The sequence below is a fragment of the Campylobacter concisus ATCC 51562 genome (genome assembly GCF_000466745.1).
In the GTDB taxonomy this organism is placed as follows: domain Bacteria; phylum Campylobacterota; class Campylobacteria; order Campylobacterales; family Campylobacteraceae; genus Campylobacter_A; species Campylobacter_A concisus_B.
Genome location: NZ_ANNI01000001.1, coordinates 18,551 through 34,765 on the forward strand (window position 1 = coordinate 18,551; position 16,215 = coordinate 34,765).

At 36.8% G+C, this 16,215-nt stretch carries 15 protein-coding genes; 1 reads left to right on the forward strand and 14 read right to left on the reverse strand.

All coding sequences use genetic code 11. The annotated features are described in order from the left end of the window. The first annotated feature begins 31 nt into the window (after positions 1–31). A complete protein-coding gene (locus ATCC51562_RS09770; RefSeq protein WP_021090388.1) occupies positions 32–1,303 on the forward strand; it encodes a tetratricopeptide repeat protein in 1,272 nt (423 codons plus the stop codon). Positions 1,304–1,351: 48 nt separating this feature from the next. On the opposite strand, the gene ATCC51562_RS00085 is transcribed toward ATCC51562_RS09770, so the two are convergent. The 14 genes from ATCC51562_RS00085 to ATCC51562_RS00150 form a co-directional block, all read right to left on the reverse strand. Further along, on the reverse strand, positions 1,352–1,861 hold the full coding sequence (locus ATCC51562_RS00085; protein WP_021090284.1) for a hypothetical protein: 510 nt from the start codon (positions 1,859–1,861) through the stop codon (positions 1,352–1,354). Continuing rightward, positions 1,858–2,811: a hypothetical protein gene (locus tag ATCC51562_RS00090; protein WP_021090207.1), complete on the reverse strand. Its 954-nt coding sequence runs from the start codon at positions 2,809–2,811 to the stop codon at positions 1,858–1,860. Before ATCC51562_RS00090 ends, ATCC51562_RS00085 begins: the two co-directional genes overlap by 4 nt. Further along, positions 2,808–3,476 carry an ABC transporter ATP-binding protein gene (locus ATCC51562_RS00095; RefSeq protein ID WP_021090272.1) on the reverse strand — a complete coding sequence of 223 codons (669 nt, stop codon included), beginning with the start codon at positions 3,474–3,476 and terminating at the stop codon, positions 2,808–2,810. Before ATCC51562_RS00095 ends, ATCC51562_RS00090 begins: the two co-directional genes overlap by 4 nt. Continuing rightward, complete coding sequence (locus ATCC51562_RS00100) at positions 3,473–4,582, reverse strand: ABC transporter permease (protein WP_021090381.1); 1,110 nt, start codon at positions 4,580–4,582, stop codon at positions 3,473–3,475. Before ATCC51562_RS00100 ends, ATCC51562_RS00095 begins: the two co-directional genes overlap by 4 nt. Further along, positions 4,572–4,757, reverse strand: coding sequence for a hypothetical protein (locus ATCC51562_RS00105; RefSeq protein ID WP_021090220.1), 186 nt, complete (start codon positions 4,755–4,757; stop codon positions 4,572–4,574). The genes ATCC51562_RS00100 and ATCC51562_RS00105 overlap by 11 nt, the downstream gene beginning before the upstream one ends. A 1-nt stretch (position 4,758) precedes the next feature. Beyond that, positions 4,759–5,880, reverse strand: coding sequence for a nitrous oxide reductase accessory protein NosL (locus ATCC51562_RS00110; RefSeq protein WP_021090318.1), 1,122 nt, complete (start codon positions 5,878–5,880; stop codon positions 4,759–4,761). 73 nt (positions 5,881–5,953) lie between these two features. Next, the gene (locus ATCC51562_RS00115; RefSeq protein ID WP_021090371.1) at positions 5,954–6,778 is read right to left on the reverse strand and encodes an SEL1-like repeat protein; all 825 of its coding nucleotides are present in this window, start codon (positions 6,776–6,778) and stop codon (positions 5,954–5,956) included. A gap of 8 nt (positions 6,779–6,786) precedes the next feature. Next, complete coding sequence (ccsA, locus tag ATCC51562_RS00120) at positions 6,787–9,402, reverse strand: cytochrome c biogenesis protein (protein WP_021090222.1); 2,616 nt, start codon at positions 9,400–9,402, stop codon at positions 6,787–6,789. A gap of 14 nt (positions 9,403–9,416) precedes the next feature. Continuing rightward, positions 9,417–10,382 (reverse strand): NrfD/PsrC family molybdoenzyme membrane anchor subunit, encoded by a 966-nt coding sequence (gene nrfD / locus ATCC51562_RS00125; RefSeq protein WP_021090400.1) that lies wholly within the window; start codon positions 10,380–10,382, stop codon positions 9,417–9,419. Between the two features lies 1 nt (position 10,383). After that, on the reverse strand, positions 10,384–11,055 hold the full coding sequence (locus ATCC51562_RS00130; protein ID WP_021090331.1) for a 4Fe-4S dicluster domain-containing protein: 672 nt from the start codon (positions 11,053–11,055) through the stop codon (positions 10,384–10,386). 20 nt (positions 11,056–11,075) lie between these two features. Then, positions 11,076–11,834 (reverse strand): FKBP-type peptidyl-prolyl cis-trans isomerase, encoded by a 759-nt coding sequence (locus tag ATCC51562_RS00135; RefSeq protein ID WP_021090397.1) that lies wholly within the window; start codon positions 11,832–11,834, stop codon positions 11,076–11,078. 44 nt (positions 11,835–11,878) lie between these two features. Then, positions 11,879–13,945, reverse strand: a complete 2,067-nt coding sequence (locus tag ATCC51562_RS00140) for a multiheme c-type cytochrome (RefSeq protein WP_021090404.1) — start codon at positions 13,943–13,945, stop codon at positions 11,879–11,881. Positions 13,946–14,041: 96 nt separating this feature from the next. Beyond that, positions 14,042–15,469, reverse strand: a complete 1,428-nt coding sequence (locus ATCC51562_RS00145; protein WP_021090265.1) for a DUF3365 domain-containing protein — start codon at positions 15,467–15,469, stop codon at positions 14,042–14,044. Continuing rightward, positions 15,459–16,148, reverse strand: coding sequence for a response regulator transcription factor (locus ATCC51562_RS00150; RefSeq protein WP_021090257.1), 690 nt, complete (start codon positions 16,146–16,148; stop codon positions 15,459–15,461). Before ATCC51562_RS00150 ends, ATCC51562_RS00145 begins: the two co-directional genes overlap by 11 nt. Positions 16,149–16,215 lie beyond the last annotated feature (67 nt).

The window sequence follows — 16,215 nt, forward strand, 5'->3', positions numbered from 1 at the left end:
ATAACTACAAATTTACAAAAATGGAGAAAAAATGAAAAAGGCTGTTCTTTTATACACAATCTTACTAACTATTGGATTCTCCAAGGATCTAGTAGAACTTGGACTTGAGGCTTACAGCAAAGGTGACTACAACAAAGCAGTCGAGATATTTACTAAAACTTGTAATGATGGAAATAATGGCAATTGCTATAATTTAGGACTTTTGTATATAAATGGCCAGGGTGTAAAACAAGACTACAATAAAGCAGCTAAATTATACGAAAAGGCTTGTAATGGTGAAATTATTCAAGCTTGTTATAACTTAGGATTTTTATACTATAACGGTCAAGGCACTACACAAGACTACTATAAAACTGCTCAATTGTGGCAAAAAGTTTGTGATGCCAAATATAGTATTGGTTGTTATAATTTAGGGCTTTTATATGAGGATGGTCAAGGTGTAGAGCAAGACCACAATAAGGCGGCTAGATTATACGAGGAAGCTTGCAATAATGGACATGCACTAAGCTGTTCCAATCTAGGTGTTTTATATATAAAAAACCAAGGTGTAGAACAAAACTATAACAAAGCCATAGAGCTATACAATACATCTTGTGACGGTAAAAATGCTATAGGTTGTTTTAATTTAGGAAATTTATACGAAGAAGGCAAATATCTAAAGCAGGACTACTATAAAGCAGCCAATCTATATAAACAAGCTTGTGATGGCGGATATGCTAATGGCTGCTATAATCTAGGTAATTTTTATGAAAGAGGACAAGGGGTAGAGCAGGACTATACCAAAGCTATCAAACTATACGAAAAAGCTTGCGATGGCAATATCGCCCAAGCCTACCACAATTTGGGAGTTTTATATGTAAATGGTCTGGGTGTAGAGCAAGACTATTATAAGGCAGCTCAATTATGGCAAAAAGCTTGCAATGACAGATACAGTATGAGTTGTTACAACTTAGGAATTTCATACAATAATGGCCAAGGTGTGAAACAAGACTATTATAGAGCGGCTGATCTATACAAACAAGCTTGTGACGATGGAGTTAATGATAGTTGCTCTAATTTAGGAATTTTATATGAAAACGGTCAAGGTGTAGAGCAAGACTACAGTAAATCCCTAGAATTATATGAAAAAGCTTGCGATAATGGATACAATCGCGGTTGTTTTAATTTAGGAGCTTTTTATCTAAAAGGCAAAGGCGCAAAACAAGACTACCACATAGCAAAAGAATATTTTTATAAAGCTTGCGAATTAGGGCTTCAACCAGGGTGTGACGTTTATAAAAAGTTAAACGAAAAAGGCCTTTAATACTAAAAATAATCCAACAGGGTTCTAGCAAATTTAGAGCTTCATAATTTATATCTTATTTTCTGAAAGTAGGATGTTTATATATGGATTTAGTAGCGTCTCACCACGTGCTGCGTATAGTAAGACTTCTTTAAAATAGTTGTCATTTATACCGTAGGTGTGAAACTCGTACGCCCCTATGCCGTATCCCATCGGCGTGATATCTACCCTCGAGTACCAGGCATCTTGCGCTAGGATGTAGCGGTTTGTATCTCTTGAATAGACATATAGCTTGATCTTATCTTTGCTCTTTTGCGCCATATACCAGATGAAAGAATTTGTGATGTCGTTAAAGAAGTAGATATCGCCATTTGGCATGATCGCCTGGGCTGTGTCGTTGTTATCAGCGATGAGCGTCCTGCTCTCATAACATATAAATTTATTTGGCGTAAGTTGCTCGATCGGCTCTGATTTGCCATTATTTAAAACTAAAATTTTATCATCACTTATGTCGGCATTATAGGCAAGTACGGCTAAAACTAGAGCTAACAAACACAAAGAAAAAATTTGCTTTATCAAAATAAAAATCCTCTTAGCAAATAATATTTCAGGACATAAAGCGAGCATATCAACACGCAAACACCTAACCAGATCGATGAAAATTTAAGCTTGTGTGAGTAGTTTGTCTTTGTAATGATCTCAACAAGGTACGGCATAAGACCGTAAAATACACCAAGAAACAAACTGCCCCAGATGAGGTAGCCAACATAAAAATAATCACCTTTTAGCATGCAGTATGGGCATTTGTGGTTTGGCTGCTCGTAAACATAAAGGCCAAAAAAGTAGGTGATGGCGTAGTAGCTAAGCACTAAAAATAACAAATTTGCCACAAAGCTCGCCATACTTTGCTTTAAAAAATTTAGCACCAAAATGACAAAAAATAGCACGAAAAATACGCTCACTAAACCAAAATTTGTATAGCCAAATGGTAGCTTTGGAGCTTGAAAAGTAACAGAACAGCAAAAGACTGGCACCTTTAGTGGGATATTGTAAAAAAACGAAATTTCTATACCAAGCTCAAGTAGTATCATAACAAAAAGGCAGATGAAAATGGCATATTTTTTCTTTAGATAAGGGAAATTTAGAGCCTGCAAGTCAAGCTTATTTATAACCAGCCAAATACCAAGCCCAAAGATTAGCAAAATTTTAGTGAGCATCAAGATACCACCAAATTTATTTGAACCAATCACGCCAGCTGAGCACATGGCACCGGGCACAATATCAGAGAGTTCATTTAGGCAAAGTGCAAAGAATATAAACAATACGATCTTGATACAGACGCAAAAAAGCAAGATAGTATTTACAAGATAGTTTTGCTTTTCAAGCGAGTATTGAAGCGATGTTAGTGCGTTGTAGTCCCACGACCTCACGATCCTAACGACATAAAAGAGTGAAATACTCATCAAAACTAAAAGCACAAACTCCGCTAACAAAAAGGCTATAACGGCGTTTGATAAAAAGACACTCATACTATCTCTCCGTTTTGCAAGCTGACAACCCTATCTGTTGCACTTAACTCATCAAAAATGCTATCGTGAGTAGCGACAATGACACTCTTTTTTAGAGCTTTAAAAGACTCTAGCAAGCCTAAAAATGCACGTGCATTTTGTCTATCTAAATTTGCCGTTGGCTCATCAGCCAAGATGATGTCAGCATCCATAGATAAAGCCCTAGCTACCGCACATCTTTGACGCTCTCCACCACTTAAATTTGATACATTCTCATCTTTTTTATGAGCGATATTTGCGAGGCTTAGAGCCTTTTTTATCATCTCATCTCGCACATTTGCCTTAAAATTTGTTAGAGCAAATGGAGCTAATAAATTTTCATATACACTTAGTCCCTCGATGAGGTTAAAATTTTGAAAAACCAATCCAAGCCTTTTGTGTCTAAGCTCAGAGCAAAAGGCATCAGGCAGCTTTGCAATGTTAGTGCCATCTATCAAAATTTCTCCACTAGTTGGCTTTTGAAGTAGGGCAATAAGCGAAAGCAAGGTACTTTTACCGCTTCCACTAATGCCTTTTAGTATCACTAGCTCGCCGTCATTAATATCTAAATTTATATTTTTTAAAGCACAAAACTCATTTTGTTTGTTTTGGTTATAAACTAGGCTAACACCTCTTATATTTATCATTTTAGCCCCTCATTTATGTCGCTACTTGCTACTCTCCATGAAGGTATGAGTACAAACGCCAAAAATGGTATCACTCCAAAAACAAAGATCAAAAAGAGCTTATCAAACTCTAAAATAGGCGTAAAATTTGTAAAATTTAAAAGCTCATCGCCTAAAAATATCCCTTTTAAAAGTGGAGCGTTTAATACAAAAACAAAGAGATAAGCCAGCATAACACCGAGTAAAAAAGCACTAACGCTCACGATGAAATTTTGTATAAATTTTAAAAATATAATGTCTTTTATACAAAAACCAATGCTCCTTAAAATAGCTATTTCACGCTTTTTACTACCATATGCGAGTGAAATTTGGTTTTTAAGCAAGACAAAGAATATAAGCATAACGCTAACGTAAATACTCATAAAAATTCCGCCCTTATAATAGTAAAGGTGTCTAACCTTAGCCACCTCATCTTCTATACTAAGAGCGAAAGAATTTGGATATAAATTCTCTATCTTTAAAGCCACTTCACTGATCTCATCAGTATTTGGCACCTCAACGTAGAGCTTTGTATACTCTTCATCTTTTAAATTTAAGATAGCTCTTAGCGTATTTGGATGCAAAAATATAGCGTTATTTGAGATTAAACCACTTTGTACCGGCATAGTCTTTAATATCTTTACTGGTATCATGCGCTCTTCAGTTAGAAAATTAAAGCTCTCATCGTAGTAAAGTTCATTCATCGCTGCCTTGACACCTTCTCCGACGATCATCTCATCCTCTTTTAAGCTATCATCTTCATATAGATGAAACCAAATACGCTTTTGAACGAAGTAGTACTCTCCATCGACTACACCCCTTACATCATTTACGCCATCGATCTTTGAGATATCATAGATATAGCCAGGGTGCATGAGATCATTTTTGCCAGCACGAAACGCGCTCACTACGATACTTGATCTATCTTTTACTAAATTTATAAGATCATGTTGGATCGATCCAGAGATGAAAAGTACCGAGCTTAGCACAAAGATAATGAGTGCAAAGAGGCAAAAGCTAAAAAGGTGATCCTTTCTATCTTTAAAAAGCAGAACTACGGCGTAGTTTATAAAATTTTTACCTATCATAGACAAAGCCTTTTTGCCCCTTTTGATTAAAACTAAAAGCAGCATTTGCTCTTGTTATCTTAGAAATTTCTCTTAGCTCATCTTGCTTTGCTTTATGATCAAAGCTAAGATAGTGTGCCGCTAAAAATGTATAAGAAAGTCCAAAAAATAACGCCAAAAAAACTAGAAATTTCACACTATTTACCGATAAAATTCTTTATCTCGTCAAATCTTATGACACCTTTGCCGGCATGATCTTTTAAAAAGCTCTCTGCCTTTGCTTCATCTTTAAATGGGATAAACTCATCACCCATTGGTCCATAAACGTTTGAGCCATGGACATAAAACGCATCTTTTGCATCAAGCTTTTCTAGCGTGTAATAATCACTCACATAAGCATCTTTCATTTTGCCATCCGCAAAGTAAAATTGTGCCATATCCTTTACACCATCAAAATAATAATCCTTGCCATCTGCTTTGATGAGTGTCGCCCATGGAGAATTTTTGACAAGCATGCCACATACCGCACATCTTGCACCCTTTGGCACGACTATTCTCTCAGGTTTTTTTATTTCTTGTTTAGCTTTTGAAGCTTGGTTGCTAGTACCTAAATTTGCTGGAGCGTCCCATAGATACAAAGCAGCAGCTTGTAGGTGTTTGTCGTATTCAGGAGCTTTGTTAGCCTCTTTCGAGTCACATACTTGTTTAAGATGAGCTTTTAGCTCAGAGATAGCCTTAAAGCTTTTTGGATCTGTTTTTTCGCAGTTTGCTTCATAAAATTCTTTACCATGTGCATAAACGCCGTCCTCACGCTTAGCTTTTATCATTTTATTATCGCCTTCAAAATCCTGTCCAGCGATCTCGTAAGCTTTAGCAAAATTCATTATCTCACCGCCGTTTTCTGCTTGAAATTCTTTTGCATCAGCCTCGGTTGAGAAGGCATATTTGCTATTTCTAGTCATTGTGCCTTTAACACTACTACCAACGACATAAAAAGCTTTATTGACATCGATTAAATTTAGATTTTTAGTATCAACGACTTGTGCGTCGCTTGGGATCTTGCCTTCTGTTAGCTCGTATAAGCAGTGAAGTGATGCTACTTGCTTGCCGTTATATACGTGATTGGTCTTATAAAATTTAACCAAATTCATTCCACAAACAGCACAATACTCCTTGCCCTCGCCGCTTCCTACTAGTGTAGCCTTGCTAGGATCCACGCTTTGAAACATCGGTTTCATTTTGACAGTTTGCTCATTTGCCGAGGCACCAAAAAGTAGGCTCGCCAGTAGTGCTGAACCAAAGATAGAACGTAAAATCATAATTATCTCCTTTAGTATTTTTTATTTTTATATTTATAAGCTTCAAATGCCACTAGGCTAACTTTATCAAGCATCAATGCTTTCCTAAAATTTCTAAATTCTCGCACGCTTCTTTTAAGCCATTTTTACAGCTTCTAGTGAAAATTTCACGTGCTTTCTCCACGTCTTCTTTTACACCTTTGCCTTCAGCTAGCATGATAGCGTAATTATTGCAGCCCTTTTCATATCCATATATGCACGCTTGCTCGTAAAGCTTTGTGGCTTTTGTGAGGTTTTGATCAACGCCTTGTGCATATACATATAAAAAGCCAAGATTATCACACCCTATGCCAGCTTCGTTTGCACAAGCCATCTCGTAGTTTGCTTTGGCTTTTGTATAGTCTTTCTCGACACCTTCACCCTGCGCATATAGATAGCCAAGGTTGCTACATCCTATGCCGTCCCCTGCCTTGCAAGCCTTTTCGTAAAGCTCTTTTGCCTTTTTAATATCCTTTGTTACGCCGGTGCCATTTGCATAAAGCAAGCCAAGCTCCGTGCAACCCTCGTTGTCGCTACATGCTTTTTCATAAAATTTAACTGCTTTTACTAGGTCTTTTTCCACACCTTTGCCTTTTTCATAGACGTAGCCAAGGTTGCTGCAAGCCATAGAGAAGTTTTGATCACAAGCCTTTTCGTAAAGCATCGCCGCCTTTGCTTCGTCCTTTTTGACATTGCCATCACCTCTGCTGTAAAGCACGGCTAGATTGTAGCAGCCTGATGCCTTTTTCTCTTTGTCGCAAGCATCTTCATAAATTTGCGCTAGCTTATTGTGATCGTCTTTTGCGCTTAAAGCCTCTTTGATATAGCCAGCATTTAATAGTCCCAAACAAGCAAACAATAAAAACAAACTCTTTTTCATCATATCTCCTAAATCTCTTTTATATCCTTACCTCTATAAGCAAAGGCGATTAGCAAAGCCAAGAGCATTAAAAGCAAATAAAGCAAATTTGAAACGCTAAATCCATCGCCATTTGCGTATGAGTGAAGTCCGCTTAGATAGAAATTTACACCAAAATAGGTAAAAATAACTGAACCAAAAGAGAACACGCTAGCTACTAAAAAGGTAAAAATATTTTTTAATCTTGGGATAAATCTTAAATGAAGCACAATGGCATAAATAATTATCGTAATGTACGACCAGCTCTCTTTGCTATCCCAGCCCCAGTATCTACCCCAGCTCTCATTCGCCCAGACGCCACCAAGGAAATTTCCAATAGTTAGCAAACTAAGTCCTATGATGAGGCTTAGCTCATCAGTTGCAGCGAGGTATCTTATCTGCTCACTAAGCTTTTGCTCGTTTTTTTGATTTTTTATAGCCATTAAAAGAAGCCCAAGAAGCCCAAGCACAAAGCTAAAACCTAAAAAGCCATAGCTTGCCGTGATGACACTTACATGCACACTAAGCCAAAATGACTTTAAAACTGGGACTAGATTTGTTATTTGTGGATTTATAAAATTTAGATGAGCCACAAGCAAGCTCACACTTGCAAAAAGTGAAGCAGCTCCAAGAGCAAAGCTTTGATGTTTAAAAAATAAAATTCCAGCTAATACGCTTGCGAGCGAGATATACACTAAGCTCTCATAGGCATCACTCCAAGGTGCATGCCCTGAGATATAAGCACGAAGAGCTAAATTTAGCAAATGCACCACAAAGCCAAAATAAAATGCAAGGCTAAGCGCTTTTTCAAATCTAAATTTCTTTCCAGAAAATAGCCTATAAAAGCCAAGAGCGAGCGAAACTAGCCCAAGGATCATGTAAAAATATATAAGAAATTTAAAAATTTCCATTTGATTATAAAGCACTTCAAGCTCCACCTTTGCCTCGCTTGGCGCAAGGGAGCCTAGAGTGCTTCTTTGATAGCTTGAAATTTTCTCCAAGCTCCTATCAGCTTCTTTGCACTCACCACTTTTTACGCAAAGGCTTAAATTTTCTATATAAGCGCCTAAAACGCTTTTAAGCTCGCTTGAAATTTCACTTGAGCTAAAGGCTTCATTTACGCCTAGCCACGTGAGCTTATCACCATTTTTAGCTGGGATAAATTTAAGCATCTCGCCCTTTAGCGCAAGATATAAGACATTTAATCTCTCGTCAAATTTTATAACGTCGTTGTCAAATTTATCTCTTTTTGAGGCGGATTTTTCATTTGCAGCTTCTACAAATTTAGCCAGCTTATACTCGCCATTTTCGTTAAAAACATCGTTAAAACTAGCAAATTTTTCATTAACTCCCAAAAGCTCGCCCACACGCTCACTTGTGATCTTTACTATCTTTTTATCCATCCACTCTTTTGGCGAGATGGCAAAAGAAAGCATTAGCTCCTCGCTACTAAGCCCAAATAGCGTAGTTTTGGTTGAAATTTTACTTATCACAGCTCTAGAGTAAGAGCCAGCTGGAGAGATTCTGCTATCAGCCTGAGTCAAAATTTTGGCAAATTTGCTTGCATGAGCGTCTAAATTTTCATTATTTTCATTAGCAAAATTTGGAGTTGCGCTTAATAAAAGAACAGCCAAAAATGCTATTTGAGAGCCTTTTATGAAATTTAGTAGCCTAAAAAATCGGCTATTTTTGCTAAATAAATTTGCCACAAAGCCAAGACAAAGTAGAAAATATCCTATGTAAGTTGGGATTTTACCAGGATCACAGCTGATCTCAAAAGCGCTTCCAAGCTCGTCAGGATCGTATGAAGACTGAAAAATTTTATAGCCATCAATTGTCAGTGGATTATTTAGCGAGATGTCGTACTTGCCGCCAGCGATACTTACTTTACTCGTATAAGATGATGGACTATTTAGCCCCGCATATCGCTCTAAAATAAACTCGTCAAGCTTTAATGAAAATGGTAAATTTAAAGCCTTTGAGCTAAAGTAAAATTTCACCTCTTGCCCACCAAAACTTAGCACACTAGGCTCCAGCTCATATCCGGCTCCGCCTTTTAGTTTAATACTCTTTTTTTCGCCGTTAAAACTTATCTCTAAACTAAGCGTAGCAGGAGCATTTTTCTCATCTTTTTTATATCCAAGCAAATTAATTATAAATTCTTTGCCGTCTATAAAATTTTTAAACTCAAAGTCGTTTTTACCAAATAAGCTTAATTTTAATGGATAACTAAAATTTTCTCCAAGCATTTCTACTCTAAGATAAGGCTTGACGCTTTGCATTACATTTGAGCTTTGCAGAGCTCTAAGATGCATAACACCCTCTTCGCCAAAATACCTTGTAAGCGCAGCCCCGATGAAGATAACGATAAAAGCAAGATGTATCAAAAATGCGCCAAATTTTTTATACATCTTGGTTTTTACGATACTAATGGCTAAACAAATAGTGCAAGCAAACATAACACACTCGTACCAAAGCGCTTCATAAACAAGCACTCTGGCCGTTTGTGTGTCATAAAAATTTTCTAAAAAAGTCGCAAGCCCTGCACCAAAAGCAAGAATAAATAATAATATCAAAGACAAGCGGTAGATATTTAAAATTCTCATCGCTCGCCTCTACTTTAAATGCTATAAGTTTGTCCCGCATAAAGTATAAACACCCTAAGCAGTAAAACACCAATAACAGCCGCTAATGAACTGATATAAAAGCTAAATTTTAGGCTAGCTACTTTTTTGCCAAATGCAAAATTTAAAACAAAAGGCACAATGAAGCCAACTAGCACAACACCAAGCCAAAAGAAATTTGCCCAAACGCCACTATAAAAAGCAATAGCTGCATTTTGCTGATAACTTGAACCAAGTAAAAGCGATACAAAAAGCATTAAAATGAGTAAAATTTCAGCTCCCAAAACGCTAAATTCTACGCTGTGAAGCGAATGAAGGTCGCTTGAATGCGGATCTTCTTTAAATAAAGCGGCTGCGACCAAGCTACTGCCACTTATGCCAGCACTTAGTCCTGAAGCTATAAATAAAGCTGGAAGCACAGCTGTGTTTAAGAGTGGGAATCTAATCAAAACTGAGATCAAAAATCCAGTATAAGCACAAATTATTACAGCAAAAATGAGACAAATACGACTTAAAAATGGATAAAGTGGTATTAAAATTTTCATTATTAGTGCAAAAAGAGTGCTAAAGGATTTTAAACTTTTGGCTAAGAAATTTGAAATCTCATCATTAAATGCATAAAGGCACATCAAAAAGCTAAGCGGTATAAAGACACAAAGTCCAGCAACACCGATAGACATAACTGATGTGAAATTATAATTAATCAAAATTTTCCAAAATAAAAGCGGCTTTTCAAGATCAGCTATCAAGCAAACCATACCAAGCATGATGCTAATAAATGCTAAAAGCGAAGCAGCCTTGAAAAATGGGCTAAAGTTCTCTTGCTTTTTATAGTGTTTTAAAAGTATAGCAGCGATTAGCGCTCCACCACTCATACCAGCTAGCAAAAGATAAACAGCGATCGGCCAGCCCCACTCTACTCCATGCGAAAATGTTGCAGTAAAATTTAATGCACCATCCATCTTACACCCCCATTTTTACTTTAGGAATATATCTAAGGCTTGGTTTTGTGCCAAGCTCTGCTCTTAGCCTTATGCTATCTTTTACAGCTAGTAGCTTGCTTATGTGCGAATTTTCATCGTTAAGATCACCAAAGACGATTGCCTCATATCTACAAGCTTCTACGCAGGCTGGCTCTTTTTCGTCCTTTAAATTTGTATCTACGCAAAAGTTACAGCTTTGAGCTGAGTGCGTAACCTTATCGATATATCTCACATCATATGGACAGGCTACGATGCAATATTTACAGGCGATACAATCATCTATATTTGTAGTTTGTATGCCAGTTTTTTCGTCTTTATGACAAGCCTTGGTCGGACAAACAGCTACACAAGGCGCATCGACACACTGCTGACAAGATACTCTTACAAATCTTTTATCGAGTAAATTTTTAGGATTAGTCTTATCTTCTATAAAAAGTCTCATCTGTCCTTTTGGGACTAAATTTACCTTTCTGCAAGCTATCTCGCAGTCTGTACAGCCAACACATTTATTTTGGTCAAATATCATACCAAAGTGTGGTTTTTTTACACTTTCTTCACTCTTAAAAGCAAAACCACTACTTGCCGCACCAGCACCAGCAGCCACAACTACCATGCTTTTTAAAAAGGCTCTTCTATTTTTTTGATTTTGCATTTTTAACTCCATTTTTTATCTCAATGAGGCTTTTTAATGCCCTCATTTAGTTCTTTTTCATGAATTTTCTTTGCAGCCTCGGCTAATTCACCTGGCTTTAAGACCTTAACAAGCTCTATCTCAAAAACAATAGTCTCGCCTCCAGGTATGCCCTCCATGCCGCTATTGCCATACGCAAGTTCTGGCGGGATAACAAATTTAAACTTATCGCCCTCTTTCATGAGCATTAAGCCCTCTTCAAGACCTGGGATCAAATTTAGCATAGAAAGATGAGCTGGAGCCTCTTTTGTCTCATCAAAGACCTTACCATCGATAAAGCTAGCTTTGTAATTTGCTATGATGATACTCTCTTGTTTTGGAGTCGCTCCCTTTTTGCTTGATTTTAAAATTTCATATTGCAATTTTGATTTTGTCGTTTTTACATTTTTATTTTTTGCATTTTTATCCATAAAAGCCTTGCCTTGCTTTAAATTCTCTTTAAGTATGGCGGCTTCTTTTTCTTTTACTATCTTGTCTAAATTTTCAGCTCTTTTGTTTAGTAGCTTTGCTATCTCATCATCGCTTAGTTTTAGCTCTCCTTTTAGTGCATCACTAAAACCTTTGATAACGGCCTCAGCATCGTAGCTAATGCCTATTTGTTTTTGTTCAAGTAACCCTTTTAAAACATATCCACCACTTGTTGCTCCCATAGCATAAGACTCATTTGAATCTACATTTGCAAGCAAACCAGAAGCACTTAGGCTAAGAAGTAGCGTAAATTTTAAAACCTTATTTTTCATATTAGACCCTTAAGATTAAAGGGGCTAAAACTAGCCCCTAAATGCTATAAATTTTTATTCAAAATTCTTTGAGCTTCTTTTATATACTCTTTTGATGCATCGAGTTTTTGTTTAGTAAATTTAAATCCGTGCATACCCCACGAACCATCTTTTTCAACCATATCGATGATCTCTTGAGCATTTTGGATAAGCTCATAAACTCTTACTTTATCACTTGCATCAAGTTTTTTAGTCTCAAGTAGTGAGTAAAGTCCTTCGATACCAATCTTAACTTCAGAGAATTCATTCTTAACTGGAGTTTGCCATCCCATAACTTCATCATAAACTTGTTTTTGGTTTTTGAAGTGAAGTGTTGGTTTTAGCTCAGATAATACTGGGCTGTGGCAGCCTTTGGTATCTTTCATATCTTTATCAGCCCAAGATGTTCTAGCGCACGCCCACATCAAGTCAACGTAGTTATGGCCATTTTTATCTCTTTCAAAGTGCCAATCTTTAGCATCTCTTGGACCTTTAGCAGCATCACCTGGTACTAGAGATTTCTCTTTTGGATCAACCATGATCTTCCAGATGTGAGATCTTCTTTGAGTATCAAAGCCAGCGTTGTCTTGGAATTGAACAGCGTAGAAATTCTCACAACTCATCATAAATGGCATGTGGCAAGATGCACAAGTGTTATCTTTGTGAGTATCTGCTTTAGATGCGATATATGCTTGAGTCTCGTGGCAATCTTTACACTCTTTTCTAATCTTTGGTTTAGTATAGAATGAGCTTAGATAGCCTTGCTCTGAGTTATAGTTCATACCAGTTACGCTCTTATCACCTACAACTGGACCTGTGTTATCGTGTGGATCGTGGCAAGTAACACATCTCATACCTTTGTCATAGTGAGCTGTAAAGTATGATTGAGAACCTTCAGAACCACATCCTGGTCCCATTGATTTAAATTTAGAGCTAAGTGAGAGATCAAGCTTACCGTTATTAAGAGGATTAGCACGAGCTAGATCTGGACTAAAGTTAAATCTTTGGTGGCAGCGTTCGCAGTTTGATGTTCTAAAATTTGTAGCCCCATCAAGGTGACCGCCAGCTCCGTGGCACTCCTCACAGCTTACACCTTTTGAGATAGTGTGTTTTTGAAGCTCTTTGGCATTACCAAGTGCTGCGTAAAATTCTGCTTTTGATTTGAAATCGAATTTAACCGGGTGACAAACTTCACAATATGATGAGTTTGCTTGGAAGAACATTGATTTTTTATGTTTTGCGGCGTATGAAGCAAGACCTCTAACATATCCGCCATTATCGCCGTACTCTTCAAGAGTGCCAGGAAATTCTGGGACAAGCTCTTTTATCTTTTTAACAGTAGCGTCGTCTAAATTTAACGCCCATGTTCTTTGCCATTGGTTACCACCAGCTACGATCTGACCTGTACCATCTCTTAGCAAACCGCCCTCAACGTAGTAAGTACCACGAAGTAGCCATGCATCAACGTAGCCCATTTTTGTTCTTAAGTGACCAACAGTTGCGTAGATAACATCTGGAGTGATACCTTTTGGAAGGATAGAAGCGGTATCTTTGTCAAATACTGGCTCAGTTAGGTTGTTATTAACCTCTGGGTGCTCACCAGGGAAACGCATAGTAGTTGCGTGGCGAGATCTGCTCCACACTTCATACTGGGCTGGGTGACACTCACCGCACTTTTCTGGTCCTACAAATTTGTTAGGAAACTGAAGTGATGAAGTGGCTGGAATTCTATACATCATAGAGCTATAGCCCTTACCGCCATCTCTTTTACTAAGCTTTGACATATCAAAGCCATGTCCCTCGGCAAGCCACTCTAAGCCACGGTCGTGAACGACCATTTTACCGACGGTTTTACCACCATACTTTGTAAAAATAGGGTGGTTTTTAAATAACCAGTTATACATCTCTTGCTCTTCTACAACGTAGTCTTGCAAGGAGATAACACCTCTACTTTGCAGCGTGCCTTTAGGATTTGCGATAACATCACGTGCTTTATCGGACATCTGCATATTATGCTCTTCGCAACAGGCTTGTGAAGCGAAGATGCTAACACCCATGAGCAAACCAGCTAAGGCTTTTTGTAGATTTCTCATGTGCCCTCCTTTAAATTTTTTATCCTAAAATCAAAATGATTTCATACTGATAATACTAACACCAAAAAAGGGTAGAAAAGGGGGAATTTTAATAAATTATAAATTTTCGAAACTAATTGTAAATGTAATACTATTTTCATCTACGTTTCTAGCAAAGATTAGGGCGTTATTTTTGCTAGCGATTAGCCGGCTCATATATAGACCAAGCCCGCTACCAGACTCTTTTGTGCTAAAGTGTGGCTCAAAGATAACCTTTAAAAACGAAGCTTTTATCGCTCCTGCATTATTTTGCACGCATAAATTTTTACGATTATCTTTTACAAAAGTATAAATTTTTATTACTCTTGGCTTTACATAGCTTTGTTTAAATGCATCTTTTGCATTATTTATAATATTTATTAAAATTTGGATTATTTCATTAAAATTTGCAAAAATCGTAAAATTTTCTCTTATATCTATCTCTATTTTAATTTGATATTTCTTAAGTGAGGCGTTTAGAATTTTTATAGTCTGATTTACCACTTCCTCTACACTAAATTCCCTTTTTAAAGTATTTGGTTTAAAAAAGTTTTTAAAATCATCAACTGTTTCAGACATAAAATTTATCTGCTTGCTAGTCTCTTCTATAAACTCATAAATTTTTGCTTCATCAAGCTTTTTTCGCTCCTGATAGAGTTCTAAATTTATTAAAGCTGAGCTGATTTGAGCTAAAGGCTGCTTCCACTGATGTGAGATATTGCCTATCATCTCGCCCATTGAGGCTAGGCGACTTTGATGTATCATTAGCTGTTCGGTCTGCCTTTTACTCTCTTCGCCACGCCTATGCATCTTATAAACAAGTAGCAAAAATATCCCAAATACAAAGGCTATCGCGCTCATTATGATGACAACCTCTTTTAAATGGTAAGAAAAAATGGCACGTAGCGGTATTTTAAAAGATAGCATTGCCATCATCTCACTTGCTTCAGAAATTTTTCCATTTGAAATTTCATAACGATCCAACATCTGTTTTGGAGCACTTTCGCTATTGTGACAGGCTAGGCAAGATGTATTTTGACTTCTTATAGGAAGCCCTACAAAAAATTGTGAGCCGTTTTCATCTTTTATAATCTTTGAAAACTCACTAAATTTATTCTCTTTAAAGCCTCTTAATACCTGCGCTTCAAATTCATTTGGCTCATGAGCTTTATTTAAAGGTGCCATAGCGACTAGCTTGTAGTCAAAGTCAAGATTGTATTTTTTCTTTTGGATATTATAAATTTCACGGCTTATATATGAAGATGAGAGCAGTCTCTCATCAAAAAAATCCTCTTTTATAATGCCATCACGCTTTAGCTGCTCTATTAGCGGACGCTGAACGCCTGCAATGTACTCTCTTACAGAATTTATACTCTCAAGCACATAATATGCCTCTTTTTTGGCATCTTTCATTGCAAGATTATTATAAAAATTTAAAACAAGTGCGGATATTAAGAGATAAACAAAGATAAAAACACTAACGATTAGCTGAAATTTATATTTCACAAAGGTAACCTACGCCGTATAAATTTTTAATCACATCTTTGCCAAGCTTCCTTCTAAGCTCTTTTACGATCGTCTTTATCGCCTCTTTGCTTGGCTGCTCATACTCCCAAATATAATCAAAAATTTGTTCATAAGTTATAGTTTGATTTTTGTTGTTTAAAAAATACTCTAAAAGCCTACTTTCACTCTTACTTAGATGAGAAATTTCACCATTTATATAAAGTACTTTTTTGCCAAAATCGTATTCTAATTCATCATTTAGCCTAAGAGTCGGCTTGCGTCCAACAAGCTCTAAAGCAACGTCTTCTAGGGCTTTTATAAATGACTTTTTATCATATGGCTTTGCAAGATATCTTGTGATCTTTAGCTCAACCGCTCTCCACAAATACTCTTGCTCGATGTGGCTTGATAAGATCACGATAGGAATTTTTTGATTTATAGTTCTTACTTTTTTAGCGATCTCTAGGCCATCGATATTTGGCACGCTTATATCAAGTACCAAAACATCATAAGCATCGCTCATCGCTAGCTCAAGTGCATCATAGCCATCCGTTACGCCATTTACTTCGGCAAAAAATAGCTCCAAAGAAGCACAAATATTTTTTAAAATCACCTCTTCATCTTCAAGGCAAAGGACCTTTTTGTTTGATAAAACGTCTAAAATATCATATTCTTGCATAGCTTCATCTCGCTTTTTGAGCAGATATTATCACTTGGTAGCTTAAAAAATAAGATTATCTAAAAAA